27 protein-coding genes are annotated in these 26,242 nt (G+C 71.2%); 22 read left to right on the top strand and 5 right to left on the bottom strand.

The features are described 5' to 3' along the window. Window positions 1-30: 30 nt before the first annotated feature. The 9 genes from osmF (at window position 31) to ertB (ending at window position 10,440) form a co-directional block, all read left to right on the top strand. A complete protein-coding gene (osmF, locus tag IEX89_RS06625; protein ID WP_188910911.1) occupies window positions 31-942 on the top strand; it encodes a glycine betaine ABC transporter substrate-binding protein OsmF in 912 nt (303 codons plus the stop codon). A gap of 186 nt (window positions 943-1,128) precedes the next feature. Further along, on the top strand, window positions 1,129-2,328 hold the full coding sequence (locus IEX89_RS06620; protein WP_188910909.1) for an ABC transporter permease: 1,200 nt from the start codon (window positions 1,129-1,131) through the stop codon (window positions 2,326-2,328). Next, the gene (locus IEX89_RS06615; protein WP_188910907.1) at window positions 2,325-3,260 is read left to right on the top strand and encodes an ABC transporter ATP-binding protein; all 936 of its coding nucleotides are present in this window, start codon (window positions 2,325-2,327) and stop codon (window positions 3,258-3,260) included. The genes IEX89_RS06620 and IEX89_RS06615 overlap by 4 nt, the downstream gene beginning before the upstream one ends. After that, window positions 3,257-3,997: an ABC transporter permease gene (locus tag IEX89_RS06610; RefSeq protein WP_188910905.1), complete on the top strand. Its 741-nt coding sequence runs from the start codon at window positions 3,257-3,259 to the stop codon at window positions 3,995-3,997. The genes IEX89_RS06615 and IEX89_RS06610 overlap by 4 nt, the downstream gene beginning before the upstream one ends. Before the next feature lie 231 nt (window positions 3,998-4,228). Next, on the top strand, window positions 4,229-4,633 hold the full coding sequence (locus IEX89_RS06605) for an endonuclease domain-containing protein (RefSeq protein ID WP_188910903.1): 405 nt from the start codon (window positions 4,229-4,231) through the stop codon (window positions 4,631-4,633). 178 nt (window positions 4,634-4,811) lie between these two features. Continuing rightward, window positions 4,812-6,206, top strand: a complete 1,395-nt coding sequence (gene ertD / locus IEX89_RS06600; protein ID WP_188910901.1) for a hydantoin-5-propionate amidohydrolase — start codon at window positions 4,812-4,814, stop codon at window positions 6,204-6,206. Further along, window positions 6,203-7,471, top strand: a complete 1,269-nt coding sequence (locus IEX89_RS06595; protein WP_188910892.1) for a Zn-dependent hydrolase — start codon at window positions 6,203-6,205, stop codon at window positions 7,469-7,471. The genes ertD and IEX89_RS06595 overlap by 4 nt, the downstream gene beginning before the upstream one ends. A gap of 4 nt (window positions 7,472-7,475) precedes the next feature. After that, complete coding sequence (ertC, locus tag IEX89_RS06590; RefSeq protein WP_188910890.1) at window positions 7,476-8,573, top strand: thiohydantoin desulfurase; 1,098 nt, start codon at window positions 7,476-7,478, stop codon at window positions 8,571-8,573. A gap of 205 nt (window positions 8,574-8,778) precedes the next feature. Beyond that, on the top strand, window positions 8,779-10,440 hold the full coding sequence (ertB, locus tag IEX89_RS06585; protein WP_188910888.1) for a thiourocanate hydratase: 1,662 nt from the start codon (window positions 8,779-8,781) through the stop codon (window positions 10,438-10,440). Between the two features lie 100 nt (window positions 10,441-10,540). On the opposite strand, the gene IEX89_RS06580 is transcribed toward ertB, so the two are convergent. Together IEX89_RS06580 and IEX89_RS06575 are read right to left on the bottom strand one after the other, a co-directional pair. After that, window positions 10,541-11,347: a glucose 1-dehydrogenase gene (locus IEX89_RS06580; RefSeq protein WP_188910886.1), complete on the bottom strand. Its 807-nt coding sequence runs from the start codon at window positions 11,345-11,347 to the stop codon at window positions 10,541-10,543. A gap of 154 nt (window positions 11,348-11,501) precedes the next feature. After that, window positions 11,502-12,068 (bottom strand): sigma-70 family RNA polymerase sigma factor, encoded by a 567-nt coding sequence (locus IEX89_RS06575; RefSeq protein WP_188910884.1) that lies wholly within the window; start codon window positions 12,066-12,068, stop codon window positions 11,502-11,504. A 232-nt stretch (window positions 12,069-12,300) separates the two neighbouring features. Here IEX89_RS06575 and IEX89_RS06570 point away from each other — a divergent pair, with 232 nt between their 5' ends. Continuing rightward, a complete protein-coding gene (locus IEX89_RS06570) occupies window positions 12,301-12,849 on the top strand; it encodes an invasion associated locus B family protein (protein ID WP_188910882.1) in 549 nt (182 codons plus the stop codon). A 53-nt stretch (window positions 12,850-12,902) separates the two neighbouring features. Here the strand turns inward: IEX89_RS06570 and IEX89_RS06565 are convergent, their stop codons facing one another. Beyond that, window positions 12,903-14,555 carry a CYTH and CHAD domain-containing protein gene (locus IEX89_RS06565; protein ID WP_188910880.1) on the bottom strand — a complete coding sequence of 551 codons (1,653 nt, stop codon included), beginning with the start codon at window positions 14,553-14,555 and terminating at the stop codon, window positions 12,903-12,905. A 212-nt stretch (window positions 14,556-14,767) separates the two neighbouring features. Here IEX89_RS06565 and IEX89_RS06560 point away from each other — a divergent pair, with 212 nt between their 5' ends. The 11 genes from IEX89_RS06560 (at window position 14,768) to IEX89_RS06515 (ending at window position 24,568) form a co-directional block, all read left to right on the top strand. Further along, window positions 14,768-15,286 (top strand): regulatory protein RecX, encoded by a 519-nt coding sequence (locus tag IEX89_RS06560; RefSeq protein ID WP_244645120.1) that lies wholly within the window; start codon window positions 14,768-14,770, stop codon window positions 15,284-15,286. Between the two features lie 116 nt (window positions 15,287-15,402). Next, a complete protein-coding gene (locus IEX89_RS06555) occupies window positions 15,403-16,692 on the top strand; it encodes a glycosyltransferase family 4 protein (RefSeq protein ID WP_188910875.1) in 1,290 nt (429 codons plus the stop codon). A 57-nt stretch (window positions 16,693-16,749) separates the two neighbouring features. Next, the gene (locus IEX89_RS06550; protein ID WP_188910874.1) at window positions 16,750-17,586 is read left to right on the top strand and encodes a universal stress protein; all 837 of its coding nucleotides are present in this window, start codon (window positions 16,750-16,752) and stop codon (window positions 17,584-17,586) included. A gap of 63 nt (window positions 17,587-17,649) precedes the next feature. Then, the gene (gene dgcN, locus IEX89_RS06545) at window positions 17,650-18,657 is read left to right on the top strand and encodes an N-acetyltransferase DgcN (RefSeq protein WP_188910872.1); all 1,008 of its coding nucleotides are present in this window, start codon (window positions 17,650-17,652) and stop codon (window positions 18,655-18,657) included. Window positions 18,658-18,853: 196 nt separating this feature from the next. Next, a complete protein-coding gene (locus IEX89_RS06540) occupies window positions 18,854-19,636 on the top strand; it encodes an EAL domain-containing protein (protein WP_373290556.1) in 783 nt (260 codons plus the stop codon). 236 nt (window positions 19,637-19,872) lie between these two features. Continuing rightward, entirely contained in the window at window positions 19,873-20,979 is a 1,107-nt protein-coding gene (locus IEX89_RS24750) for a 2OG-Fe(II) oxygenase family protein (RefSeq protein ID WP_373290555.1), read from the top strand. After that, window positions 20,976-21,539 (top strand): AAA family ATPase, encoded by a 564-nt coding sequence (locus IEX89_RS24745; RefSeq protein WP_188911014.1) that lies wholly within the window; start codon window positions 20,976-20,978, stop codon window positions 21,537-21,539. Before IEX89_RS24750 ends, IEX89_RS24745 begins: the two co-directional genes overlap by 4 nt. Before the next feature lie 118 nt (window positions 21,540-21,657). Next, a complete protein-coding gene (locus IEX89_RS06530) occupies window positions 21,658-22,551 on the top strand; it encodes an ABC transporter ATP-binding protein (protein ID WP_188910870.1) in 894 nt (297 codons plus the stop codon). Next, window positions 22,548-23,345 (top strand): ABC-2 family transporter protein, encoded by a 798-nt coding sequence (locus IEX89_RS06525; RefSeq protein ID WP_188910868.1) that lies wholly within the window; start codon window positions 22,548-22,550, stop codon window positions 23,343-23,345. Before IEX89_RS06530 ends, IEX89_RS06525 begins: the two co-directional genes overlap by 4 nt. Window position 23,346: 1 nt before the next feature. Continuing rightward, window positions 23,347-24,147: an ABC transporter permease gene (locus IEX89_RS06520; RefSeq protein WP_188910865.1), complete on the top strand. Its 801-nt coding sequence runs from the start codon at window positions 23,347-23,349 to the stop codon at window positions 24,145-24,147. 154 nt (window positions 24,148-24,301) lie between these two features. Next, the gene (locus tag IEX89_RS06515) at window positions 24,302-24,568 is read left to right on the top strand and encodes a hypothetical protein (RefSeq protein ID WP_188910863.1); all 267 of its coding nucleotides are present in this window, start codon (window positions 24,302-24,304) and stop codon (window positions 24,566-24,568) included. A 3-nt stretch (window positions 24,569-24,571) separates the two neighbouring features. Here the strand turns inward: IEX89_RS06515 and IEX89_RS06510 are convergent, their stop codons facing one another. After that, window positions 24,572-25,276: a hypothetical protein gene (locus IEX89_RS06510; RefSeq protein ID WP_188910861.1), complete on the bottom strand. Its 705-nt coding sequence runs from the start codon at window positions 25,274-25,276 to the stop codon at window positions 24,572-24,574. Between the two features lie 3 nt (window positions 25,277-25,279). Here IEX89_RS06510 and IEX89_RS06505 point away from each other — a divergent pair, with 3 nt between their 5' ends. Further along, window positions 25,280-25,423, top strand: a complete 144-nt coding sequence (locus IEX89_RS06505; protein WP_188910858.1) for a P-loop NTPase family protein — start codon at window positions 25,280-25,282, stop codon at window positions 25,421-25,423. Here the strand turns inward: IEX89_RS06505 and IEX89_RS06500 are convergent. Then, window positions 25,408-26,208 carry a fatty acid desaturase family protein gene (locus IEX89_RS06500; RefSeq protein ID WP_188910856.1) on the bottom strand — a complete coding sequence of 267 codons (801 nt, stop codon included), beginning with the start codon at window positions 26,206-26,208 and terminating at the stop codon, window positions 25,408-25,410. The two genes, IEX89_RS06505 and IEX89_RS06500, sit on opposite strands and share 16 nt — an antisense overlap. Between the last annotated feature and the right edge of the window lie 34 nt (window positions 26,209-26,242).

Here is a 26,242-nt window from a genome sequence, read left to right as displayed (position 1 = left end):
CCGAGCACAACGATCCGAAGGGAGAACCGCATGCGTCCCGTCACCACCATCCTCGCCGCCGCCGCGTTCCTGGCCGGCGGCGCGGGCCTCGCCTCCGCGCAGGTCGTCGTCTCCTCGAAGATCGACACCGAGGGCGGCGTGCTCGGCAACATCATCCTGCAGGTGCTCGACGACGCCGGCATCGAGACGCAGAACCGTCTGCAGCTCGGCGGCACGCCCATCGTGCGCGAGGCGATCACCGCGGGCGAGATCGACGTCTATCCCGAGTATACGGGCAATGCGGCGTTCTTCTTCAACGAGGCGGATTCGGACGTCTGGAAGAGCTTCGACGCGGGCTACGAGCGCGCCGCCGAGCTCGACCGCGAGGCCAACGACATCGTCTGGCTCCAGCCCTCGCCGGCGAACAACACCTGGGCCATCGCGGTGCGCTCGGAGATCGCGGAGGCGAACGGCCTGGAGACGCTGAGCGATTTCGGGGAGTGGATCGCGGGCGGCGGCGAGGTGATCCTCGCGGCCTCCTCCGAGTTCGTGAACTCGCCCGCGGCGCTCCCGGCCTTCCAGGAGACCTACGGCTTCACGCTCTCCCCCGACCAGCTGATCACGCTCTCGGGCGGCGACACGGCCGCCACGATCGCGGCGGCCGCGCGCCAGACCTCGGGGGCCAACGCCGCCATGGTCTACGGCACCGACGGCGGCATCGGGCCCTCGGGGCTCGTGGTCATGGAGGACGACCAGGGCGTCCAGCCGGTCTACGCGCCGGCCCCGCTGGTTCGCGCCGAGGTGCTGGAGGAGTATCCGCAGCTGCCGGAACTGCTGAACCCGGTCTTCCAGGCGCTCACCCTCGAGACGCTCCAAGAGCTCAACGGCCGCGTCCAGGTCGGCGGCGAGGCCGCGAGCGCCGTCGCCCGCGACTTCCTCACCCGCGAGGGCTTCGTGGAGTGACGGCTCGCTCCTTCCCTGTAGGGGAAGGTGGATCGGCGGCGACGCCGACGAGACGGATGGGGCACGCCGAGAGGCGTGCTCGGCGAAGCCGAGGGGGCGGCGGGACGTCTGCCGCCGCACCCCACCCCTGATCCGCTGCGCGGATCGTCCCCTCCTCGAACGGGAGGGACAGGCGGGAGGATCACGATGGCGCAGGGCATCTCCACCGCCGCGACGGGCGGGCGCGTCGCCCTCGACAAGCTCGGCGTGATCCTCGCCGTCCTCGTCGCGGCGGGGGCGTTCCTCCTGCCCTTCGCCACCTTCCGCGCCAACCGCATCGTGCTGGGCGAGCCTCGTAGCCTGCTCGAGGCGCTCGCGCCCGCGGAGGCGTGGGCGCTCCTCGCCCTGGTCGTCGCGGGCGGCGGCGTCGCCCTCCTGCGCATGCCGATCCGCGTGAAGCTCGCGGCCAGCGTCGGCGTGCTCTGCGCGCTGCTGGTGGCCGTGGGGCGAGCGGGGACGTTCCTCACGCCCGAGGGCAACACCTTCGCGCGCGTCTCGCCGGGCTCCGGCTTCTGGCTCCTCCTCTTCGCCTTCGCGCTGATGATGGCGGACGCGCTCTCGCGGCTCGCGCTCTCGCCGGGCAAGCGCCTCGCGGGGCTCGCCGTCGCGGCCGCGATCCTCGGCGCCATCCTGGTCTCCGGGCTCTGGAACGACCTGTCGATCCTGAAGGAATACGCCAACCGCTCGGGCGCCTTCTGGCGCGAGGCGGGCACGCACGTGCTCCTCGCCTTCGGGTCGCTGGCGCTCGCCACCGCGAGCGGCGTGCCCATCGGCATCGCGCTCACCCGCGCGCCGGGGCTGCGCGGGCCGGTGCTCAACGTGCTCAACATCGTGCAGACGATCCCCTCGATCGCGCTGTTCGGCCTCCTCATCGCGCCGATGGCCTGGATCGCGGCGAACGTTCCGGGCGCCTCCGCCATCGGCATCGCCGGCATCGGGGCGGCGCCCGCCCTCGTCGCGCTCTACGCCTATTCGCTGCTGCCCGTCGTCTCGAACACGGTGGTCGGCCTCGACGGCGTGCCGCGCCAGACGGTGGACGCAGCGACCGGCATGGGCATGACGGACCGCCAGCGCCTCGCGCAGGTGGAATTGCCGCTCGCCTTCCCGGTGATCCTCACCGGCATCCGCATCGTGCTCGTGCAGAACATCGGGCTCGCCACCATCGCCGCGCTCATCGGCGGCGGCGGGCTCGGCGTCTTCGTGTTCCAGGGCATCGGCCAGACGGCGATGGACCTCGTCCTGCTCGGCGCGGTCCCCACCGTCGTTCTCGCGGTCGCCGCCGCCATCGTCCTCGACGCCCTCGTCGAGATGAGCGAACGCCCGGGCGTCAGGGAGGCGCACGCATGATCGAGATCGATGCCGTCACCAAGGTCTACGGCACGCAGACCGTCGTCGACGCCGTCTCGATGACGGTGCCGTCGGGCACCATCGCCGTCATCGTCGGCACGTCGGGCTCCGGCAAGACGACGCTCATGCGCACCATCAACCGGCTGGTGGAGCCGACCTCCGGCGCCGTGCGCATCGACGGGGAGGACAACCGCGCGCTCCCGGCCTACGAGCTGCGCCGGCGCATCGGCTACGCGATCCAGGGCCACGGGCTGTTTCCCCACCGCACGGTGGCGCAGAACATCGCCACCGTTCCGGGGCTGCTCGGCTGGGACCAGAAGCGCATCGCCAACCGCGTCGACGAGCTGCTCGACCTCTTCCAGCTCGACCCCGCCGCCTTTCGCGAGCGCATGCCCCACGAGCTCTCCGGCGGCCAGCAGCAGCGCATCGGCGTCGCCCGCGCGCTGGCGGCCGAGCCGAACATCCTGCTCATGGACGAGCCCTACGGCGCCCTCGACCCGATCATCCGCGCCAAGGCGCAGGAGGACCTCCTCGCCATCCAGGCGCGCTTCGGCACGACGATCGTCCTCGTCACCCACGACATGGAGGAGGCGATCCGGCTCGGCCACCGCATCGCCGTCATGGATGCGGGCAAGCTGCTGCAATATTCCAAGCCCGCCGACATCATCGCCAAGCCGGCGACGCCCTTCGTGAAGGAGCTGATCGGCGCGCCGGAGCGCCCGTTCCGGCTGCTCTCCCTCGTGCGCGTCGCGGATCTCGCCGAGCCGGGGGAGGCGGCGGGCGCGCCCCTCGACGCCGGGCTCTCGGCGCGCGACGCCTATGCCGAGCTCCTCTGGTCCGGCCGCGAGGCGGCGCCGGTGGCGCGCGACGGCGCCATCGTCGGGCGCGTGCGCCTGCAGGGCCTGGCGAAGCAGGCGGCGAGGCCGTCATGAGCGCAGGCCTCGTCGTTCGCGCGATCGCGCTCGCGATCCTCCTCGCCTTCCTCGTGGCGCCGGAAGCCTTCACGCCGGTCTTCGCGCCGCTCACCGAGCGCGGCGCGCCGGCGATCTACACGCAGGCCGACATGCTGGCGCTCGCGATGAACCATCTCGGCCTCGTCGCCGCGGCGGTGGTCGCCGCGACGATCGTGTCGGTGGGCCTCGCCATCGTGGTGACGCGGCCGTTCGGCGCGGAATTCCTGCCTTTGTCGCGCTCCATCGCCAATATCGGCCAGACCTTCCCGCCGATCGCCGTCCTCGCGCTGGCGGTCCCCGCGCTCGGCTTCGGCGCGGCGCCGACCTTCGTCGCGCTCTTTCTCTACGGGCTCCTGCCGATCTTCGAGAACGCGCTCACGGGCCTCACCAACGTGCAGCCGGCCGTCCGCGAGGCGGCGACGGGCATGGGCATGACGCAGCGCCAGCGCCTCGTCCAGGTGGAGCTGCCCCTCGCCCTCCCGGTGATCCTCGCCGGCATCCGCCTCTCCACGGTGATCGCGCTCGCCACCGCCACGATCGGCTCCACGGTGGCGGCCTCGACGCTGGGCGAGGTGATCATCGCGGGGCTCCTGACCAACAACGTCGCCTACATCCTCCAGGGCGGCCTCGTCGTGGGCGCGCTGGCCGTGCTCATCTACGACGCCTTCCTGTGGCTGGAGCGCGCGCTGGCGCGCAGGATGGGGCGAACCGCATGAGCGAGGGAAGGTCGATCGAGGGGCGCGACCCGCTCCCCTCTCCCTCGTGGAGAGGGGCTGGGGGTGAGGGGCGTGCAGGACGGGGCACGCCGCCGATGCCGTCCGAGCAGCCCTTGGCAGATCATCCGAGAGCCTTCGACGCCCCACACCCCCGACCCCTCTCCACGAGGGAGAGGGGAGACCCGCGCGGCCTTCTTCGGCGGCAACGCTCGATCTCACACGGAGAGAATCATGCCCACGCGGTATCGGGATGATCCCGAGGCGGCCCCGCGGAGCCGGTCGCGCACGCTCGCGCGAGCGATGCGCAGGCAGCCGACCGAAGCGGAGAAACGTCTGTGGTGGCATCTGCGCAAGCGCATCCCGCTCAACGGGTCCTCCTTTCGCCGGCAGGTCCCGCTCGGACCCTACATCGTGGACTTCTGCTGCCTGAAGGCTCGGTTGGTCATCGAGGTCGACGGCGGGCAGCACACCACCGATGAAGCGCTCGCCTACGACGCCGCACGCACGAGGACCCTCGAAGCACAGGGCTACCAGGTGATACGCTTCCCCAATTCGGAGGTGCTCACGGCAATCGACGACGTCATGGCCACGATCTACGCCCGCCTCGCGGAACGCTGCCCGGAGCTGCTGACATGATCCACGCGAGAACGATCATGCTCGACGCGCTCCCCTCTCCCTCGTGGAGAGGGGCTGGGGGTGAGGGGCGTGCAGGAAGAGGCACGCCGTCGATGCCGTGCCCGGAGCACATGCTCACCCGCCCGAACGTCACCGACGCTCCACACCGCGCATCGTCCTGAACCGGAGCCGACACGCCATGTCCGATTTCGATCTCGTCCTCTCCGGCATCGTGGTGCTGCCGCACCGCATCCTCTCGCCCGGCTGGGTCGCCGTGCGCGGGGAGACCATCGCCGCGATCGGCGAGGGCGTCGCGCCCGCGGCGCGGGAGCGGCACGCGCTGGGGGCGGCGCTGATCCTGCCGGGCGCGATCGACGCGCAGACGCATTCGCTCTCGCAGAAGGGCCAGGAGGGCTTCGCCTGGTCGACGCGCTCGGCGGCGGCGGGGGGCGTGACGACGCTCGTCGACATGCCCTACGACGAGGGTGCCGTCGTCAACAACGCGGCCCAGGTGACCGCGAAGGCGCAGGACGCGGCGCGGGAGGCGCGGGTCGATTTCGCGCTCTACGGCACGGTGGACCCCGCGGAGGGCGCCGTGCGCATTCCCGAGCAGGTCGAGGCGGGCGTGTGCGCCTTCAAGTTCTCGACCTTCGGCACGCACCCGACGCGCTTCCCGCGCATCGCGCCGCCGCTGCTGGCGGAGTGCTTCGCCGCCGTGGCGAAGACCGGGCTCGCGGCGGGCGTCCACAACGAGGACGACGAATCGGTCCAGGCCGGGATCGCGAGCACCAAGGCCGCCGGCATCACCGATTGGCGCGCCCACGGCCTCTCGCGCCCGCCGCTGACCGAGCTCCTCGCCATGGCGCAGATCTACGAGACCGGCGCCGCCACCGGCTGCCCGGCCCACGTGGTGCATTGCTCCCTCGCCCGCGGCTACGACCTCGCGGCGAGCTATCGTGCACAAGGGTTCGAAGCCACCGCCGAGTGCCTGATCCACTATCTCGTGCTCGCCGAGGAGGAGGACATGCCCCGTCTCGGCGGACGCGGCAAGGCCAACCCGCCGATCCGCTCCGGCGCGGAGCGCGAGGGCCTGTGGCGGCAGGTGGCGGCGGGCAACGTCTGGCTCGTCTCGACGGACCACGTCTCCTGGTCGCTCGATCGCAAGACGCACGCGAACATGTTCGACAACGCGTCGGGCGTGCCGGGGCTCGAGGCCATGGTGCCCGCCTTCGTCGCGGGTGCCTTGAAGCGCGGCGTGCCGCTCACCTGGGCGGCGCGGCTGATGGCGGAGAACCCCGCGCGGCATTTCCGCATCGATCACGTCAAGGGCGCGCTGACCCCGGGGCGCGACGCCGACATCTGCGTGCTCACCCCCGAGCCGATCGTCTTCGACGCGGCGAAGACCGGCCACAACGTGGTGGGCTGGTCGCCCTACGACGGCCTCACCTTCCCCTATCGCGTGGCGGCGACGTGGTCGCGCGGCACGCGGGTCTTCGACGGAACGCACGTCGCCGATCCCGGTCGCGGGCGTTTCGTGCGCCCGCCCCTCACGCATATCCTCGCGCACGCGAACCCTGCAGAACAGAGCGCATGAAGACGAACCTCCCCGTCGACCCCGCCCGCATCGCCGCCGACATCGACGGCCTCGCGGCCCTCACCGAGCCGGACCGTCCCTGGACGCGCCGGGCCTTCACGCCGATGTTCCTGGAAGGCCGCTCCTTCCTGGAGACGCGCATGCGGGAGGCGGGCCTGGAGACGCGCATCGACGCCGCCGGCAACCTCGTCGGCCGCCGCGCCGGAGCGAGACCGGGGCTCGGCGCCATCATGGTCGGCTCGCATTCCGACACCGTCCCCTCCGGCGGGCGCTACGACGGCATCGCCGGCGTCGCCGCGGGGCTCGAGGTGGCGCGGGCGCTCGACGCCGCGGGCGTCACCCTCGACCACGATCTCGAGGTGGTCGACTTCCTCGGCGAGGAGGTGACGATCTTCGGCGTCTCCTGCGTCGGCTCGCGCGGCATGGCCGGGCTCGTGCCCGAGGCCTGGCTCGCGCGCCGCGACGCGCAGGGCCGCGATCTGCCCGAAGGCATCGCCATGGTCGGCGGCGACGCCGCGCGGCTCGCGGGCGCGACGCGCAGCGACGTGAAGGCCTTCCTCGAGCTCCACATCGAGCAGGGCCCGGTTCTCGAGGCCGAGCGCGTCGACATTGGAATCGTCTCGGCCATCGCCGGCATCACGCGCCTCGAGATCGTGGTGGATGGTCGCGCCGACCATGCCGGAACGACGCCCATGGGCGCGCGCGCCGACGCCCTCGTCGCCGCCTCGCGCATCGTCGGCGAGATCCGCGCGCTCGCCCGCGGCCTCGCCGCCTCGCCCGAGCATTTCGCGGCGACGGTGGGCGAGTTCACGATCGAGCCGGGTGCGGCCAACATCGTGCCGTCCCGCGCGCGGATGCTCGTCGACGCGCGCGCCGAGAACCGGGCGACGATGGAGATTTTCTGCGCCCGCGTCGCAAGCATCGCGGCGGAGGTCGCCGCCGCGGAAGGCGTGACCATCGCGGAGCCGACGCGGGTCTCGGACGCGATGCCGACGCCCCTCGATCCCCTCGTCGTCGAGACGCTCGCCGCCGCGGCGGACGCGGTCGGCGCCACGCGCCGCCCGATGGCGTCGGGCGCCGGGCACGACACCGGCTGGATGGCGCGCATCGCCAAGGCGGGAATGATCTTCGTGCCCTGCGCCGGCGGGCGCTCGCACGCGCCCGAGGAGAGCGCCGAGATCGCCGACATCGCGCTCGGCGCCGCGGTCCTCACCGACGCCGTCGTGCGCCTCGACCGATCCCTGCAGACCACTACGGAGACCTGACGCCATGGGCCGCATCCTCACCGAGAAGGACGTCGAGGCCGCCGTGAAGGGCGGCTCCGTCTACGCCGCCGGCGGCGGCGGCTGGGCCGATCACGGGCGCATGCTCGGCTACGCCGCGGTTTCCATCGGCAAGCCGGAGCTCGTCTCCATCGACGAGCTCGCCGCCGACGATTGGGTGGCCACCGCAGCCGCCATCGGCGCGCCGGCCTCGACTACGCCCTGGGAGATGCGCGGCGTCGACTACGTGAAGGCGGTCCAGCTGCTGCAGGAGGCGCTGGGCGCGCCCATCGCCGGGCTGATCGTCGGCCAGAACGGGCGCTCCTCGACGCTCAACGCCTGGCTCCCCTCCGCGATCCTCGGCACGAAGGTGGTCGACGCCGTGGGAGACGTGCGCGCGCATCCCACCGGCGACATGGGCTCGATCGGGCTCGCCGGCTCCCCCGAGCCCATGATCCAGACGGCGGTGGGCGGCAATCGTGCCGAGAACCGCTACATCGAGCTCGTCGTGCGCGGCGCCACCGCCAAGGTCTCGCCGATCCTGCGCACGGCCTCCGACCAGTCCGGCGGCTTCATCGCCTCCGCCCGCAATCCCGTGCGCGCGTCCTACGTGCGCGCCAACGCGGCGCTCGGCGGCATCTCGCTCGCGCTGACGCTCGGCGAGGCGATCCTCGCCGCCGAGAGGAAGGGCGGCTCGGCGGTGATCGACGCCATCGTCGAGACGACGAAGGGCGCCATCATCGCGCGCGGCACCATCTCGAAAAAGGCGGTCGTCTACACCAACGAGGCCTTCGACATCGGCACCGTCACCGTGGGCGAGGGCGACGACGCCCGCGTTCTCCACGTCATGAACGAGTACATGGCGGTGGAGGACCCGGCCGGCACGCGGCTGGCCACCTTCCCGGACGTGATCACGACGCTCGACCCGAACGGCGAGCCTTTGTCCGTGGGCCAGCTGCACGAGGGCATGGACGTCGTCGTGCTGCACGTGCCCAAGACCGTCATCCCGCTGGCCTCCAGCGTCCTCGACCCGGCGGTGTACCCGCACGTGGAGAAGGCGATGGGCATCGAGATCGCCAAGTACGCGCTGGAGACGAGCGGATGAGCACGCGCGACCTGCTCCCCTGTCCCTCGTGGAGAGGGGCTGGGGGTGAGGGGCGTGCAGGACGGGAGACGCCGTCGATGCAGTCGGCGGAGTCCTTGGCAGATCGTCCGCGATCCTTCGACGCCTCACACCCCCGAACCCTCTCCACGAGGGAGAGGGGAGACCCGCGCACGTACCCGCTCCTTCGCCTAGGATCCGTAGAGCCATGCCCAGCCCCAACCCGCGCCATCCGAACTTCCCGATCCCCGGCGGTCCCGCGCTGCGCGCCAAGGGCTGGCGGCAGGAGGCGCTGCTGCGGCTCCTCGAGAACGTGCTCGCGGTGGGGGAGAATCCCGACGAGCTGATCGTCTACGCCGCCCTCGGCAAGGCGGCGCGCTCGTGGCCCGCGCACCGCGCCATCGTCGAGACGCTGATCGCCATGGACGAGGACCAGACCCTCGTCATCCAGTCCGGCAAGCCGGTGGGGCTCCTCAAGACCCATGCCGACGCGCCGCTCGTCATCATGGCGAACTGCAATCTCGTGGGCCAATGGGCCAAGGCGGAGATCTTCTACGAGCTGGAGCGGAAGGGTCTCGTCGCCTGGGGCGGCCTCACGGCCGGCTGCTGGCAGTACATCGGCTCGCAGGGCGTGATCCAGGGCACCTACGAGATCTTCATGCGGATCGCCGAGAAGCGCTTCGGCGGCGATCTCGCCGGGCGCTTCGTCCTCACCGCGGGGCTCGGCGGGATGGGAGGCTCTCAGCCGCTCGCGGGGCGCATGGCCAAGGCCGCGATCCTGTGCGTCGACGTCGATCCGGCCCGGGCGCGCACGCGCAAGGAGATCGGCTATCTCGAGGAGATCGCGCCCGATCTCGACACGGCGCTCGCCATGGTCCAGGCGGCCGCCGCCGAGAAGCGCCCGCTCTCGGTGGGCCTCGTCGCCAACGCGGCGGACGTCTATCCGGAGATCGCCCGGCGCGGCGTCACGCCCGACGTCGTCACCGACCAGACAGCCGCGCACGATCTCGTCTACGGCTACGTGCCGCGCGGGCTCTCCCTCGAGGAGGTGCGGGCGCTGCGCACGAGCGACCCCGACCGCCTGATGCGCGAGAGCCGTGCCTCCATCGTCGAGCACGTGCGCGCGATGCTGACCTTCCAGGAGCGCGGCGCGGAGGTCTTCGACAACGGCAACCTGATCCGCTCCCACGCCGTCGACGGCGGCGTGGCCAACGCCTACGACATCCCGATCTTCACGGAAGCCTATCTGCGCCCGCTCTTCTGCCGGGCCATCGGGCCCTTCCGCTGGATGGCGATCTCGGGCGATCCGCAAGACATCCGCGTCATCGACGACCTCGTGCTCGAGACCTTCTCGGGCAACCACATCGTCACGAACTGGATCGCGCTCGCCCGCGAGCACGTGCCCTTCGAGGGGCTGCCGGCGCGCATCGCCTGGCTCGGCCACGGCGAGCGCACGCGCCTCGCGCGCGCGGTCAACGGCCTCGTCGCCGACGGCACGCTGAAGGGGCCGGTGGCGTTCTCGCGCGACCATCTCGACGCCGGGTCGATGGCGCATCCGCGGATCATGACGGAGAACCTCAAGGACGGCTCCGACGCCGTCGCCGACTGGCCGCTCCTCGACGCCATGGCCTTGTGCTCCTCGGGCGCCGATCTCGTCGCGATCCATTCGGGCGGGGGCGGCTATGCCGGCTTCATGACGTCCGCGGGCGTCACCGTCATCGCCGACGGCACCCCCGCCGCGGACGGCCGCCTCGACCGCGCGCTGACGAACGACACCTCGCTCGGCGTCATCCGCTACGCCGATGCCGGCTACGACGAGGCGCTGGACGAGGCGCAGCGTTCGCAGGTGGGGCACATCCGGCTGGGGTGAGCGCCTTCTATTCGGCTGCGCCGAACGCGCGTTCCGCGCACCCCATCCGTCTCGGCTGCGCCGAGCCACCTTGCCCTACAGGGAAGGAGGGAGGCGGGCGTCAGCTCTCGGCCGGGGCCGGGGTGGCGCCGCCGGCGAGGATGCCGCCGTCGAGCACGAGCTCGGCGCCGGTCATGTAGGTGGCCTCGTCGGAGGCGAGCATGACGGCGAGCGCCGCGACCTCCTCGGGGCGGCCGAAGCGCTTCATCGGGCAATCGGCGAGCGCCGCCGCCTCGCGGGCCGGGCGGTCGGGGCCGGAGCCGAGGACGGCCTCCCACATCGGCGTCATGATCGCGGCCGGGAGAATCGCGTTGCAGCGGATCTCGAGCCCCTGGCCCGCGCAATGCAGCGCCACCGACTTCGTGTGGTTGCGCACGGCCGCCTTGGCGGAGGCGTAGGCGGCGGCACCCGGGACGCCGACCATCCCGGAGCGCGAGGCGATGTTGACGATCGAGCCGGTGCCGGCCGGGCGCATGGCGCGGATCGCGTGCTTGCAGCCCAGGAAGACGCCGTCGAGGTTCACCGCGTGCACCGCCCGCCAATCGGCGAGCGCGGCGTTCTCGGGATCGTGCGCCACCATGCCCGCCTCGAAGCCGGTGATGCCGGCATTGTTGACGAGCACGTCGAGCTTGCCGCGGGCGGCCAGCAGGTTGTCGATGGCCGCGATCCAGTCGGCTTCCTCGCGCACGTCGAGGCGCGTATGCGCGGCGCAGGCGCCGAGCTGCTCGGCCTGGGCGGCGGCGCCCGCCTCGTCGATGTCGGTCACGAGCACGAAGGCGCCCTGCGTGGCGAAGGCCTTGGCGATGGCGGCGCCGATGCCGCGGGCGGCGCCGGTGACGAGGGCGACCTTGCCGTTGAGGCGATGCATGCGCGGGCTCCTCCGTTGAGCGTCGGGCGCGAGAGCGGGGTCTGGCGTGTGTGGCGGGGCTCATACGCGCTCGGCGCGCGCCGGTCGAGCCGCGAGCCCTGCGGAGGGGGTGAGGCTGGCATGCGCGAGGCGGGCGCGCGACGGCCGACCCGCGTTACTCGGCTTCCACGACGCCGCCGCTCTCCAGGGTGCGGCGCAGACGCGTGAAGGCGAGGCGGATGCGCGACTTCACCGTGCCGAGGGGAAGCCCCGTGCGCTCGGCGATCTCGGAATGGGAGAGCGCGTCGAAGAACGCCAGGCGCACGAGGACGAGCTGCTCCTGCGGCAGGCTCTCCATGGCGAGGCGCACCGCGGCCTCGCGCTGGCTCGCGTCGAGCTCGCCCTCGAGATCCGTGGTGTCGGCGACGTCGAAGACGGGGTTCTCCGGCTCGACGAGCGTCGTGCGGTCGCGCCGCATCAGGTCGATGCGGCGATTGCGCGCGATGCGGTAGAGCCAGGTCGTGAGGGAGGACTTCGCCGGATCGAAGAGCGCCGCCTTGCGCCAGAGCGTCACCATCGTGTCCTGGACGATCTCCTCGGCGAGCGCCTGGTCGGCGCCCTGGCGCTGGAGATAGGCGGAGAGGCGGGGCGCGTAATGGTCGAACAGGCGAGCGAACGCCTCGCGGTCGCGGTCCTGTGCGACGGCGGCGATGAGCGCCTCGTGCTCGCTCGGGGAGGGCAAGACGTCCTCGATCCTTTCCGGTGGCGTGGCCGGTGCGCGAGGACGAACCCCGCGCTATCGCGCCGCCTTCACCAGTGTTAAGGCCTCGCGACGGGCCCGGCAATGCGCCTGCGGCTGTTTCGGGCGTTCAGGCAAGGTTAACGTATTTTTGCCCATTTCTGGCCAATCTAGTGCTCAGCGAAAGCCGAGCCCGCCGCAAGGCGGAGAAACCCCGCGATCCAAGGTGAGCTTCATGAGAAAGACCCGATCGATCCGCCGCTATGCGTCCGCGTGCGCGCTCCTCGTCGCTTGCGCCGCCGCCATCGGGCTGGCGCCGGCTCCGGCGGCCGCGCAGCAGGCGCAGGCGACGCTCCTCGGGCGGGAGGGCGACTGGGCCTCCTACTCGACCGACGCGAACGGCTCGAAGCTCTGCTACGCGTTGTCGCAGCCCACGCGCAGGCTGCCCGAGGGCCTCAATCGCGACCCGGCCTACCTCTTCGTCTCCTTCCGCCCCTCCGAGAACGTGACCAACGAGGTCGCCGCGGTGATGGGCTTCCCGACCCAGGACGGGCAGACGGCGAGCGGCGTCATCGACGGCACGACGTTCAACTTCGTCACGCGCGGCGAGAACGCCTGGGTCCAGGACCCGGCGCAGGAGGACGACGTGGTGCAGGGCTTCATCCGCGGCCGCTCCTTCGAGCTGCGCGTGCGCTCCGCGCGCGGCAACGACACGACCGACGTCTATTCCCTCTCCGGCTTCACGGCGGCGGTGAACCGCGCCCGGCAGGAATGCGGTCTGTGATCGACTGATTCGGATGCGGCCCGGCCGGGCCGCATCCGTCGACGTTCAACGTCTCAGACGGACCAGAACGGGTTCGCATTCGCGAGCTTGCGATGGGCCTTCACGGCGGCGGCCATGTGCTCTTCGAAGGCCTCCTCGGCATCGGGGCGGGCGAGCTTGGCGAAGCCCCGCGCCAGCGCTTCGTCGCTCGCGTCGAAGCCCTCGCTCATCCGCGCGCCGACCGCGAGGTCGTTGAGCGCGCCGAGATCCTCCTGCAGCGTCTCGAGGAGCGAGAGCATGGCGGCGTGCCGCGCGGTCGCCTTGCGCGCGGCCTTCTTCGCCTGCTTGCGCGCCTCCTTCGCCGTCTCGCCCGCGACGTGGGGCGTCGCGAAGACGCTCTCGAAGAACTCGGTGGCGTAGCGCAGCTTCTTCACCTCGATGCGCACCTCGTGGCGGGTGTCCGCGTCGAGCGCGGCGAGGTCCGCGCCCTCCCTGGCGATGCGCTTGCGCTTCTTCCTGAGGAGCCGCGCCGCGAATTCGGCGACCGGCGCGTCGCGCTGCGGGCGCTCGCCCTCGAGCCAGGCGCCGGCCTCGATCCAGGCGGCGGTGTCGACGAGCATCAGGCGGTAGCGCTCGCCGAGCGAGGCCTCGCGCGCGTCCGCGAGCGCCGCCTCGCGCCGCGCGGCGAAGGCCGCGGCGAGATGGGCGAGGTCCGGATCGTCGGGCTCGGCCGCGCGCGCCGGCTCGACCATGGTGGCGATCTGGACGTCGAGGTCGCGCGCGGCGCCGAGCGCGTTCGCCATCCATTTCAGCTCCGCCGACACGGCGCGGCGGCGCTCGTCCTCGACCACGATCTTGAACAATGAGATCGCCGCGCGCAGGCGCCGCAGCGCCACGCGGGACTGGTGGATCGCGCCGGGAGCGCCGAGCGATCGCAGCGCCTCCTCGTTGGCGACCAGCTGCGCGAGGCACGCCCGCGCGATCGCCTGAAAGGCGGCGCCCGCCGACATGGCGGGGTCGAGCGCGACCTCGATTTTCTTGACGACCCGCGACGCCTCGCCGGCGAGGAGCGCGTAGCCGCGATCGGACTTCGTGCGAAAGCCGAGGCGGGCCGGCACGCTCTCGGCGATGCGCCGGGCGAAGGCGAAGAGATCCGCCGCCGCGCCCGCGCGCAGCTCGAGCTCGATCTCGCAGACGGGTTCGCTGCGCTCGCCCGCCGTCACGGACCCCTCGTCCACCACCATCTCGGCGACGAAGCCGCCGTCGGTGACGATCAGCGTGCGCCGACGCATGGAGACGGTGAAGGCCGGGGCGATCCCCTCGCGCACTTTGCGCTTGGAGAAGAGCGCCTCGAAGGGCGTCCCGTCGAGGAGCGCGAGATCGGGCGTCTCGCCGGCGGTCTCGGCCTCGACCTCCGTGCGGTCGAACAGGCCGGCGGCGACGCCTTCGGAGGCCTTCGCCGTCTGCACGGTCTTGGCGCCGGTGCGGCGCAGGCGCAGGCTCACACCGGCCTTTCGCAGGCGCCCGTCCGGCGTGTCGAAATAGGTGGCTTCGGTGCGCTTCGCCTTCGCCGCGGCCGCGAGCGGCTCGGCGAGAAAGGGCGCGCGGGCGAGCCGCTTCCAGTCCGCCGGGGCGAGCTCGAGCTTCAGCTCGATTTCCCGGGGCGGGGAGGGTTGCGGCGCGGGCTCCTTCTCGGGCTCGGCGGGGGTGAGGGCGGTCGTGTCCATGGTGGTCACCGGGGGATGATCGTCGTTCATGCGCCCTAGCAAGCGCAGGCGCGAGCGGGATGCAAAGGTTTCCTCCATGCAACGTTTCGCGAGCGAATTCGGGTAGCCGGCAATGGAGGTGGCCGGTTTGCCTCTCCGCCCGCCCGGCGCTACGTCTGACGTCGATGCCCTTCTCGTCCGATCCCTCCAAGCCGAGAAAGCCGCCGCGGCCGGTGACGCCCGCCGTCCTCGACCGCATGGCGCTCGCCTATCTCGAGCGCTACGCCTCCTCGGCCGAGAACCTGCGCCGCGTGCTCTCGCGCAAGGTCGAGCGGCGCTGCCGGCTCAGGGAGGAGGAGCCGCAGGCCGCGCTCGCCCTCGTGGAGGAGGCGGTGGCGCGGGCCGTGCGCGCGGGGCTCGTCGACGACGAGGCGTATGCGCAGGCGCGGGTCGCGAGCCTGAGGCGCCGCGGCGGCTCGCAGCGCGCCATCGCCGCCCGGCTCGCCTCGAAGGGTGTCGCGGCGGATGCCGTCGCGGAGGCGCTGGAGCGCCACGCCGAAGATCGGCTCGAGCTCGACCCCGACGCCGATCCCGAGCGCGAGGCGGCGCTCGCGCTCGCCAGGCGCCGACGGCTGGGTCCGTTCCGGACCACGGGACGCGCGGAGAACCGCGAGAAGGACCTCGCACGCCTCGCCCGTGCGGGCTTCACCTATGCCGTCGCGAAGGCGGTCGTCGACGAGGAAGCCGGCTAAGGATCGAAACTGATTCGCTTGCCCGCTCTCCCGCGGCTCGGCGAAACGCAATCTTCAAGGCTCGCGTGCCAGGAAGAGGCTCGTTCCAAGCCGCCGCCCGAGCCGGGAGCCGAGCCATGCCGCGTCCCATCGTCGTCGTCGCCGATCATCTCGCCGTCACCGGCGGGTCCGCGCGCGTCGCCGTGGAGAGCGCGCTCGGCCTCGCCGCCGCCGGGCACCGCGTCACCTGCGTCGGCGGCTCCGGGACGCCGGACCCGCGGCTCGCCGCGGCTGGGATCGCGGCCCGCATCGTCGCGCCGAAGGGCGGCGGCCGGCTCGACGCGATCTGGAACGCGCGAGCGGGGAGGGCCGTGGCCCAGGCGCTCGCCGAGGCCGGGCCGGGCGCGATCGCGCACGTCCATTCCTGGGGCCAGAGCCTGTCGGGCGCGGCCCTCGCCGCGATCCGGGACGCGGACACGGTGGGCGTCGTCACGCTGCACGACTACCTCAGCGTCTGCCCCAACGGCACGTTCTTCGACTTCTCTGCGGGCGCGATCTGCACGCGAAAGCCGCTGTCGGGCGCCTGCATCGCGCGGGCCTGCGACGCCAAGCCCTATCCCTTCAAGCTGATGCGCCTCGCCCGGCACGCGGCGACGCACCGCGTGGGGCGGCTCTTCGAGGCGTGCCCGGACGCGATCGTGCTGAGCGCGCTGCATCGCGACGCCATCGCGCCGCACGTGCCCGCGCATGTCCGGCTCCACAGGGTCGGCAATCCCATCGACGTCCGCGCGCCGGACGGGCCCCCGTCGCCTCGCGCGGCGGACGCGCCCTTCCTGTTCGTGGGCCGGCTCACGCCGGAGAAGGGCGCGATCGTCCTCGCCCGCGCGGCGGCGCAGGCCGGGCTTCCCGTCGCCTTCGTCGGAGACGGGCCGGAGGCCGGGGCCGTGCGCGAGGCGGCGCCGCACGCGCAGATGCTCGGCTGGCAGCCGCCCGAGCGCGTCTCCGAGCTGATGGCGCAGGCCCGCGCCCTCGTCTTCCCCTCCCTCTGGTACGAGGGCCAGCCCCTCGTCGTGCTGGAGGCACAGGCGCTCGGCACGCCGGCCGTCGTGTCCGACGCCTGCGCGGCGCGCGACGCGGTTCGCGACGGCGAGACCGGCATGGTCGTGCCCGCCGGCGACGTCGATGCGCTGGCGGACCGTCTGCGCCGGCTCGCGCAGGAGCCGGATCTCGCGTCGCGCCTCGGCGCGGCGGCCGAGGCCGCCTTCCGCGCGGACCCGCCGAGCCTCCCCGCGCACGTCGCCGCGCTCGAAACGGTCTACGAGGTGGCTTTCGCCGAGCAGGCGGGCGACGGTGCCGGCGAAACCGCCGGCGCGAAGGCGCACAGGCGCGCCGCGCGCGAAAGGGCGGTTGCGGCGAAGGCCGGTTGAGGGGAAGAATGCCCGCGGACGGCCGGCGCCGCGACGCCGGACCGAGGGGGCCTCGTAATGAAGACCGTGCTCGTACCCACCGCGCCGCACGACATGATGGACGCGACGCTGCAGACGGCCATCGCGCTCGCGCGCCGCTTCGACAGCTACGTGGAGGGTTTCGCGCTCAGGCCTCCCCTCGCGGAGATCGTCTCCGTCGACATGGTGATGGGCCTCACCTGGGCCGCCGACGAGCGGGGCGACGCGGAGGCGGAGGCGCAGGCGCGCGACGCCTTCCAGCGCTTCATGGACGCCGCAGGCCTCCTGCGCGACGCCGGCCCCGCCGACGGTCCGCGCTGGCGCTGGCACGCGGACGCGCCGGCGGGCGACGAGTTCGTGGGCGCCTATTCGCGCGTCTTCGACATCACGGTGGTGGGCCGCCCCACCCAGAGCGCCACGGGCCCGCGGATGGCGACGCTCGAATCCGTGCTCTTCGAAGGCGGTCGCCCGGCCCTCATCGCCCCGCCGCGGGCGCGCGACACGATCGGCGAGACCATCGTGATCGCCTGGAACGGCTCCACCGAGACCGCGCACGTCATCGGCATGGGCATGGAGCTCCTCGCGCGCGCCAAGCGGGTCCACGTGCTCACCGTGGAGAGCGGCATGGTGCCGGGGCCCTCCGGCGAGGCGCTCGCGCGCTCGCTGCAGCGCCACGGCCTGCCGGTGGAGCACGTCCATCTCGGCCCCGAGAAGCGCAATGCCGGCGAGGCCATCCTCGAATATTCCGAGAGCGTGGGCTGCGACCTCCTGTTCAAGGGCGCCTATACCCAGAGCCGCATTCGGCAGATGATCTTCGGCGGCGCGACGAGCCACATCCTCGCCAACGCCACCATCCCCGTCTTCATGGCGCATTGAGACCGCACGCGCCCCGACCACCCGGCGCGACGGCGCCGCGAACCGCACGAGAAGAGGACATCCATGGAAATCGCCCGCCCGTACCTGCTCTTCCTCGGCGACGCGCGCGACGCGCTCGCGGCCAAGACGGGCCTCGGCATCGTCGACTGGCGCCGCGACTGGGTCGTGGGCCAGCTGCGCCTGCCCGGCTGCGCCGCCGACGCCAAGGTGCCGGACATGAGCATCGCGGAGGGCGCGGCGGCGGGCGCGAAGACCCTCGTCATCGGCGTCGTCAACGCGGGCGGCGTGCTGCCGGACCATTGGGTCTCGGAGATCGTCGCCGCCCTCGACGCCGGCATGGACGTGGCGGCGGGCCTGCACACGCGCCTCGGCTCGATCCCGGCCATCGCCGAGGCGGCGGCGCGCAACGGCCGCGCGCTGCACGACGTGCGCCATTCGAGCGAGCGCTTCGCCACCGGCAAGGGCGACAAGCGCGCCGGCATGCGCCTCTTGACGGTGGGCACCGATTGCTCGGTCGGCAAGAAGTACACCGCGCTCGCCCTCGAGACCGGCATGCGCGAGGCGGGCTTCGACGCCGACTTCAAGGCCACGGGCCAGACCGGCGTGTTCATCTCCGGGCGCGGCGTCGCCATCGACGCCGTGGTGGCGGACTTCATCTCGGGTGCCGTCGAGTGGATCTCGCCCGCCGCCGCGGAGAGCCATTGGGACCTCATCGAGGGGCAGGGCTCGCTCTTCCACCCCTCCTTCGCGGGCGTCTCGCTGGGCCTCCTGCACGGCGCCCAGCCCGACGCCTTCGTCGTCTGCCACGAGCCGACGCGCCGCACGATGCGGGGCGTCAACACGCCGCTGCCGACGATCGGCGACGTCATCCACATGACGACGTCGCTCGGGCGCCTCACCAACCCGGCGATCCGCTGCGTGGGCATCGCCGTCAACACGGAGAAGCTCGGCGAGGACGAGGCCCGCGCCGAGCTCGCGCGCCTGGCCACGACCTACGCGCTGCCGGCGACGGACCCCGTGCGCTTCGGCGTCGAGCCCATCGTGGCGAAGGTGGCCGAGTGCTTTCGGTGAGCGTGCGGCAGCGAGTGGTTCCTCGCGGGAGGGCGGACGCTCGCTTGCATGGATGCAGACGGCTGTGAAACGATCTTAAGAACGACGCAAGACTATTGGGGCACAGTGGCAGCGGGTCGCCTCCCTGCACGCAGAGCGCGTAGCGGCGGCCCCTTCCCGGCAGAGTCGGCATCAGACCGACCGAGGAGCCCCCGCTGTGCCTCACGCTGCAACGCTCGCCACCACCACCACCGGCCGCGCCGACGCCTGCATCGCCTGCGCGACCTCGCCCGCCCGCGACTTCGCCATCACCATGGCCTTCCAGCCGATCGTGAACGTCGACACCGGACGCCCCTACGCCTACGAAGCGCTGGTGCGCGGCACCGACGGGGCGGGCGCCGGCGCCGTCATCGCCGCGGTGGGATGCGACGCGATCTACGCCTTCGACCAGGCCTGTCGCGTCAAGGCGATCGGGCTCGCCGCCGAGCTCGGCCTCGCCGACACCGGCGCGCTCCTGTCCATCAACTTCCTGCCCAACGCCGTCTACGAGCCGCGCGCCTGCATCCGCCGCACGCTGGTGGCCGCGAAGCGGCACGATTTCCCCCTCGATCGGCTGATGTTCGAGCTCAGCGAGACCGAGCGCCTCGCCGACGACGACCATCTCGCCCACATCGTGCGGGAATACCGCTCGATGGGCTTCACGACGGCGATCGACGATTTCGGTGCGGGCCATTCGGGGCTGGGGCTCCTCGCGCGCTTCCGGCCGGACGCGATCAAGATCGACATGCAGCTCGTGCGCGATATCGACGGCGATCCCGCGCGCCGCGCGATCGTGCGTTCCATCGTCTCGCTCACCCGCGAGCTCGGCGTCACGATCATCGCCGAGGGCATCGAGACCCGCGCCGAGAGCGAAGCGCTCGCGCGGCTCGGCGTCGTGCTCCAGCAGGGCTACCGCTTCGCCCGTCCCGCTCTCGAGGCGCTGCCGGCGATCGCGGCGTGAGGTACCTCTTCGGGAGCCGGGTCCGCCACAGCAGCGCAGGACAGCTAGCGACCTTGGGTTGACAAGCTGTCTTTCGCGTGAAATCATCCGATCGTGGCCTCGAGACAGTGGTCTCGGACGCATCCCATTCCCAGGACGAGCAGGCCCTCAGCGGTCGGGGCGTCGCAGCGCGGCGCCGGCCTTGCTTATCGTTGAGACGCAATCGATGAGAGCGCAGTGGTCTTCGCCGTCCGCTAATGCTGGCGCGCGAGCGGCGCCCGACGCGATCCGTGTGTGCGAAGAGCGGGTCGCGGGCGAATGGGTGGCTTACGGCCCTCACGGCGAGATCGAGCTCGGCCTCGCCTACCGCGGCGCGCCGTGCATCCCGGAGCATCCAGTCGAGCATATCGAAGGTTGCTGCGCGCCGGCACCCGGCCTGCTCGCGATATCGCATCCCCGGCTCGGGCTCGTCAGGCTCCTGGACGCCGCGAGCGGGCGCGAGCTGCACACGTGGCCGGTACCCGGCGTGGCCAAGCTGCATTCGGACGGCGAGGGCGAGATCCTGGCGGCTCGTCCTGCCTATTCGGACATCGTGCGCCTTTCGGCGACCGACGGCTCGAGCGAAGCCGTGCTCTGCCCCGGTCTCACCCCGATCCACGCCTCGCGATGGGGTGAGGAGCTTCTCGTCGTGGACCGCAGCGGGCCGGGCTTCCACCTCCTCGCGTCGACCGGCGAGACTCGGCGGATCGCCGTCGAGCAGCGCCTGCTCGCCCCCTCCGCTGCCGTACCGATCTGCGAGAACACCTTCGTCATGTGCGATCGCGACACCCATCTCGCGGCGCGCATCGCCCGCGACGGGAGGGTGCTCTGGCGCTTCGGCGTCTACGAGGACCCGTCGTCGAACACGGATCGCCTGGCGAATCCGGAGCATGTCTGCCGGATCGGAGCGCGACACGTCGCGCTCGCCGACATGCGCAACAGCCGTATCGTCTGCCTCGGGCGGCGAGTGGCGCGCGGTCGACCCGCGCCCGGGAGCCTTCATCGTGAACTTCGGTTGTGCGATGGAGATCCTGACCCGCGATACGGAGATTTCCGTCGCTGCCGTCGCTCACCGCGTCCGCGAGCAGGTCACGCGCCCGACGTCGGGGCGCGATCGGTTCTCGTATGCACTCTTCGTCGACAGCAGCCTCGACGAGAGCATCTGCCCGGGCCTGTTCCGATACGAGCCCGGGCGCGGGCTGGTCCTGCAGGCACGCTTCTCGGAATTTCTCGAGCAGATCCTGCACGACACCTATCAGCCCGACACGGAAGGTCTGTACCGAGACGAATCGAAGGACGCTATAGCAGCTCGAGGCTCTTCATGATCGTGACACGTGACGACTTCTTCGTTCTGACCGGCGGCCCCGGTGCGGGCAAGACCACCTTGATGGAGGCGCTGCGACGGCGGGGCCTCGCCTGCATGCCCGAATCGGGCCGCAGGATCATCCAGACGCAGCGACGGGTCGGTGGGCGCGCCCTGCCTTGGCTCGACCCGTCCCATTTCGCGGAGTTGGAGCTCGGCATCGGTCTCGCCACGTTCTGCGAGGCGGAGCCCACCCGCACGACGTTCTTCGATCGCGGGCTCGTCGATCCGATGGGCTTTCTCACCGTCTGCGGCTTGGAGGTGCCCGCCCATTTTCACGAGGCGGCGCGCACGTATCGATACAATTCGACGGCCTTCATCGCACCGCCTTGGGAGGAGATCTACGCGCGCGACACCGAGCGCAAGCAGAGCTTCGAGCTGGCCAGAGCGACCCACGACGCGATGGTCCGGGTCTACGGCGAGGCCGGATACCGGCTGGTGACGCTGCCGTTGGCGAGCGTGGACGAACGGGTCGCCTTCATTCTCGACACGATCGGCGCGCCGTCGCGTCGCCCGGCGTGACGTGGGCGAGGCACGCATGCTGACTGCCGTCGATCTCGTGAAGGACTACACGGTGACGCGTCGCGAGCCCGGGCTGACGGGAGCCTTGCGGGGCCTCGTCAGGCCGCGCCGGACGACCATGCGCGCCGTCGACGGCGTGAGCATCGCCCTGTCGGCCGGCGAGATCGTCGGGTTGCTCGGTCCCAACGGGGCGGGGAAGTCGACGATCCTGAAGATGCTCACGGGAGTGCTCGATCCGACGTCCGGGACAGTCTCCTTCGAAGGGCGCTCGCCGCGTGCCGAGCGCCGATGGTTCACGAGGCGCATCGGTGCGGTCTTCGGGCAGCGCACGCAGCTTTGGTGGGAGCTGCCGCTCCAGGATTCGCTCGCCGCTGCGAAGGCGCTCTATCGCGTACCGGAGAAGCAGTTCGCGGAGACGAAAGCGGCGCTCGTCGAGGAGCTGGAGATCGGCTCCCTTCTCGATGTGCCGGTGCGTCAGCTCAGCCTCGGGCAGAAGATGCGAGCGGAGCTGTGCGTGGCGATGGTGCACCGGCCGCGGCTTCTGTTTCTCGACGAACCGACGTTGGGGCTCGACCTGGAGGCACGCGCCGCGTTCCATCGCGTCCTGCGTGCCGCGAGCCTGCGTTGGGGAACGGGCGTTCTGCTGACGACGCACGACGTCGCCGACATCGACGCGCTCTGCGAGCGTATAGTCGTCGTCTGCGGCGGCAGGGTCGCCTATGCGGGGTCGATCGCCGCGGCGAAGGCGAGCCTGGCACGGCGCACGCGACTGATCTGTACCGTCCCGGCGACCGCCGCCACGCCGGCCCCGCAGACGGCGCCGCCGGGCGTCGCCATGCTGCGCGACGGCAGCCGCATCGTGCTGACGATCGACCCCGGCATGGCGACACGGGAAGAGGCGCTCGCTTGGCTCCGTGCGGATTGCGAGATTTCGGCGGCGGCGCCCGGAGACATGACGACAGGCGACGTCTTGCTCGATCTGTACGGCGCGGCGCGCGTTGCCGTCGCATGACGAGCCTCCTCGCCCTCTTCCGTATCGAGGCGGCGGCGTATCTCGCGGATCGCAAGCTCGCTCTTCTCGGAGCCGCGCACAAGCTGCTCCTCGCCGGCAGCCAGGTATTCCTGTGGTCGGCCCTCGTCGGCGCCGAAGGAACGATCGTCGATGGCGGACATCTCTCGCGCATCGATATCGTGACCTACGTCCTGCTCGCCACGGCACTGGTGAGCCTCGCCGAGTTTTCGGTCGTCGATACGATCAACGATCGCGTGCTCCGTGGCCAGGCGGCCGTCGACGTTCTGCGCCCGCCGGGCTTCCCGTCGGCGGTACTCGTGCGCGAGTTCGCCCGGTTCGTGGTCGGCTTCGCCGTGCATGCGCTTCCCGCGGTCGTCGTCCTCGGCGCCCTGTTCGGATTCACGGCTCCCGGACCCGGCCGCGTGGCGGTGGCGGTCCTTCTCGTTCTCGGGGGCTGGTTGCTCGCGACGCTCATCGGCTGGTGCGTCGGCATCGCTGCCTTGCGGCTTCTCGACACCACGCAGGTGAAGTACGCCTTTCAAGGGGTGACGGCGTTGTTCTCCGGCGCACTCGTGCCGTTGTGGTTCTTGCCCGATGCGCTGCGCGGCTTGGCGGAAGTCCTGCCGTTCCACCTGCTCTTCCACGCGCCCTTGTCCGTCTGGCTGGGGCTCGCCGGGTGGGCGGAGATCGGCGGGTACTTCGCGGGGCTCGCGCTCTGGCTGTGCTTGACCACGCCCGTGGCGGTGATCACGTGGCGCTGGTCGCGCGCCGCGATGGTCGTTCACGGGGGCTAGCATGCGCGACCTGCCATTCCTGATCGCGCAGACGAGCTTGGCCTTGCAGGCTCGGCTGCAGAATCGCTTCAACTTCGTCGTCGAGCAGGTGAGCAATCTCGTATTCTACGTCTGTGCGACGATCGGGCTCGCGATCATCGTCGCTCGGTTCGGCGAGATCGGGGGCTTCGCTCTCGCGGAGATGATGCTCGTCTACGGCTTGAACCTCGTCACCTACTTCATCGCAGGCACCTATCTCTGGGGCGTCGCTCGCACGCTCGAAGGCTTGATCCGATCGGGCGAGCTCGATCTCGTCCTGGCGAGGCCGATCGGGCCGCTCACCCTGCTCATGGCGCGCAGCTTCGAGCCGTCGATGCCCGTGAAAGCCGTGGGCGCCTTCGCCCTGTGCGTCTACGCGCTGCTGCTGCTCGACGAGGGCAACGGCCCGTCGCCGGCGATCTGGCTGTCGGTCACGATCGTCGGCGGGACGCTGATCCAAGGCGGCGTCATGCTCGCCTTCGCCAGCATCGCCTTCTGGGTCGCCGGATCGAGAGATCTCGTCGAGCTCATGATCTACGGCGTGCGGCGCACTGTGGACGTCCCGATCTCGGTCTATCCCTCACCCGTCCAGCTCGTGCTCACGGTGGCCATTCCCTACGCCTTCGTGAACTACTACCCCATACTGGGCCTCGCCGTTTCGATCGAGAACGGCGCCACGACGGTACTCGCGTCGAGTGCTCTGATCGTCGGTCTCGTCTCCGCTGCAGCGGGTACTGCGCTCTGGCGACTGGGTCTTCGCCGCTACCGAACGGTCGGAGCTTGAGCTCTCGAGACCCGGCGAGGACGGCCCCCCGCCGTGCGACCGTCCGCTCCGTCCCGACTCGGGCCGAGACCCTCGCGCCCGCGACGTCACCGAGCTGTCGCAGAGCAAGCAGTAGAGCGGGACGTGCTGATCGGCTCGCAGCGGAGATCGACGCGTGAATGACGTGCGGCGCTTCGGCGCGCCTTTCTCGAGCCGCCTGGCGTACGCGGCTCTCGTCGTCGGCTCGGGGCCGACGCAGATCGTCTCGTACGGCACGCTGTACTATGCGTTCGCGGTGCTGGAGCCGTCGATCTCCAGCGAGTTCGGCTGGTCGTCGGCCTGGAGCTTCGGGTGCTTTTCGCTCGCGCTCCTCGTCGGTGGGCTCGGAGCGCTCGCAGCGATCCCACGACCGGCGTCCTCGCGCACGTCATCGCGCCGGTGACTCTCAATCGATGCGCCGAAGCGTCGTGTCTCGGACTTGGTTGCTCCGCGGCTCTCGCACCCCATCGCGGATTTCGATCAAGTCGCAGGTGGCCTGGTTTGCTCCCTCGCGGCACTCGATCACGCCGGGAACGAAGGCCGCACCATTGCGCTCGCAGATCGCCCGCTCGTATTCGATGAGAAGACGGTCTCCCTCGCGCCGGGCTTGCATGGGGCCGCGGCAGTCGCCGTCCCGCGAGTTGAGTATCTCGACCGTTCCACTCCCATCGGATCCAGTGAAGCAATACCGAACTCGAATCGGGATGTTCGTGCCACCCTGTATGATGTTGGAGTTCTGCGGCGATTCCCAGCATCCCTGGAGGAACGAGAGGTCGCCCTCGTTGTCGGGCAGAACGAGATCATCGCCGATCTGCGGTCGGTCCGGCTCCGGCTCCGGCTCCAGTGGTGGAGGCGCCTCGGCGCGCCGCACCGGCGGCGGATCGCAGATCGGACGCGCGATGAGCGCATCCTCGAGCGCCTGAACCTGCAGCAGCAGATCGTCGAGGTCCCCCTCCGGCGTCGCCGCGGCGGCCCGCGCCGGTGGCGCGCACCAGGCCATCTCGATCGGCCCCAGCCGCAAGCCGCAGGCGGGCAGCAGCAGCGCACCCGCCGCGACGAGCAGGACGGCGAGGGCACCCCAGCCGAGCACCGAGATAGTCTTGTCGGTCATCACGTGCCCTCGCCGTCCGCGATCGCCCGACGGCTCGCCTTCGTGGGCGAAGGCGGATGCGGCAAGACGACTGCCCTCTTCGAGATCGAGGCGGGGCTGCCCAAGGGCTTGGAGATGGTGGTGTTCGACTGCTACGGCGCGGACTGATTCCTCGAGTCCGACGCGCAGCGCCACCGCCCGCACGAAGCCTTCCTCCACATCGCGAACGACCTCGCTCGCCGGCTGCGCGCGCCCCTGCTGATCCCGCGGTCCGAAACGGGGGACCGGCCGCGCATCTTAAAGCGCCGGCTCGTCCAGGCGGCCGCGCTGTTCGCCGCCCGCGATCCGCAGGCACTCCCGAAGAGGATGTAGTCGGAGCGAATCTGCGCATGCGTGCGATGATTGCGTGCGTCCTCGTCGATCTGACGGCCGAGGAAGGCGTTTGCAATGCGCGACGCGAGCGTGACGAATCGACCCGGTGACATCGCCGCCAGGAGCAGTTTGCCCGGGCTATCGAGCCCGCGCTTCGGATAATCGAAGAATTCCTTGTTGCCGGCGGTCCCGAGCAGCGCGTGGTGGCGCAGGTGCGAGAAGCGGTAATGGGAGTACGAGATGAGCATCGGCAGCCCACAGACGACCCCGAGCGCGCGGCTGACGCCTTGCGAGCGGAACGCATGGCCGTGCAGAAGCTCGTGCTGCAGTTCGGTGAAGTGCGCGTAGAACAAGCCGAGCATGATCATCGCACCAGCCACCGCCGGGATGGCCAGAGGGCCGGGGATCACATGCCGGAAGGCGATCAGCGTCCCCGCAGCCAGAATGACGGTGAGGGTGAGGGTGAACGCATAGACCGCCAGCAATCGGAGAGGTGTGCGCTCGACCGCGGCGAAGCGTGCCTGACGCTTGGCGTCGCGGTTACTTTGCGAGATCGAATCGAGCGTAGACGTGTGCGTCATGTGGGCAGTTCCTTGGAGATTGGAGACCGCCGAA

Source organism: Salinarimonas ramus, assembly GCF_014645695.1.
GTDB lineage: Bacteria > Pseudomonadota > Alphaproteobacteria > Rhizobiales > Beijerinckiaceae > Salinarimonas > Salinarimonas ramus.
This window is presented reverse-complemented; position numbering and strand designations above follow the sequence as displayed.

Excerpts from the sequence above, each read along its gene's own strand:
- IEX89_RS06555 (WP_188910875.1), top strand. The coding sequence starts at position 15,403 with ATGCCGCGTCCCATCGTCGTCGTCGCCGATCATCTCGCCGTCACCGGC.
- dgcN (WP_188910872.1), top strand. The coding sequence starts at position 17,650 with ATGGAAATCGCCCGCCCGTACCTGCTCTTCCTCGGCGACGCGCGCGAC.
- IEX89_RS24745 (WP_188911014.1), top strand. The coding sequence starts at position 20,976 with ATGATCGTGACACGTGACGACTTCTTCGTTCTGACCGGCGGCCCCGGT.
- osmF (WP_188910911.1), top strand. The coding sequence starts at position 31 with ATGCGTCCCGTCACCACCATCCTCGCCGCCGCCGCGTTCCTGGCCGGC.
- IEX89_RS06565 (WP_188910880.1), bottom strand. The coding sequence starts at position 14,555 with ATGGACACGACCGCCCTCACCCCCGCCGAGCCCGAGAAGGAGCCCGCG.
- IEX89_RS06610 (WP_188910905.1), top strand. The coding sequence starts at position 3,257 with ATGAGCGCAGGCCTCGTCGTTCGCGCGATCGCGCTCGCGATCCTCCTC.
- IEX89_RS06500 (WP_188910856.1), bottom strand. The coding sequence starts at position 26,208 with ATGACGCACACGTCTACGCTCGATTCGATCTCGCAAAGTAACCGCGAC.
- IEX89_RS06615 (WP_188910907.1), top strand. The coding sequence starts at position 2,325 with ATGATCGAGATCGATGCCGTCACCAAGGTCTACGGCACGCAGACCGTC.
- ertB (WP_188910888.1), top strand. The coding sequence starts at position 8,779 with ATGCCCAGCCCCAACCCGCGCCATCCGAACTTCCCGATCCCCGGCGGT.
- IEX89_RS24750 (WP_373290555.1), top strand. The coding sequence starts at position 19,873 with ATGCTGGCGCGCGAGCGGCGCCCGACGCGATCCGTGTGTGCGAAGAGC.
- IEX89_RS06570 (WP_188910882.1), top strand. The coding sequence starts at position 12,301 with ATGAGAAAGACCCGATCGATCCGCCGCTATGCGTCCGCGTGCGCGCTC.
- ertC (WP_188910890.1), top strand. The coding sequence starts at position 7,476 with ATGGGCCGCATCCTCACCGAGAAGGACGTCGAGGCCGCCGTGAAGGGC.
- IEX89_RS06510 (WP_188910861.1), bottom strand. The coding sequence starts at position 25,276 with ATGACCGACAAGACTATCTCGGTGCTCGGCTGGGGTGCCCTCGCCGTC.
- ertD (WP_188910901.1), top strand. The coding sequence starts at position 4,812 with ATGTCCGATTTCGATCTCGTCCTCTCCGGCATCGTGGTGCTGCCGCAC.
- IEX89_RS06530 (WP_188910870.1), top strand. The coding sequence starts at position 21,658 with ATGCGCGCCGTCGACGGCGTGAGCATCGCCCTGTCGGCCGGCGAGATC.
- IEX89_RS06520 (WP_188910865.1), top strand. The coding sequence starts at position 23,347 with ATGCGCGACCTGCCATTCCTGATCGCGCAGACGAGCTTGGCCTTGCAG.
- IEX89_RS06525 (WP_188910868.1), top strand. The coding sequence starts at position 22,548 with ATGACGAGCCTCCTCGCCCTCTTCCGTATCGAGGCGGCGGCGTATCTC.
- IEX89_RS06620 (WP_188910909.1), top strand. The coding sequence starts at position 1,129 with ATGGCGCAGGGCATCTCCACCGCCGCGACGGGCGGGCGCGTCGCCCTC.
- IEX89_RS06595 (WP_188910892.1), top strand. The coding sequence starts at position 6,203 with ATGAAGACGAACCTCCCCGTCGACCCCGCCCGCATCGCCGCCGACATC.
- IEX89_RS06580 (WP_188910886.1), bottom strand. The coding sequence starts at position 11,347 with ATGCATCGCCTCAACGGCAAGGTCGCCCTCGTCACCGGCGCCGCCCGC.
- IEX89_RS06550 (WP_188910874.1), top strand. The coding sequence starts at position 16,750 with ATGAAGACCGTGCTCGTACCCACCGCGCCGCACGACATGATGGACGCG.
- IEX89_RS06605 (WP_188910903.1), top strand. The coding sequence starts at position 4,229 with ATGCCCACGCGGTATCGGGATGATCCCGAGGCGGCCCCGCGGAGCCGG.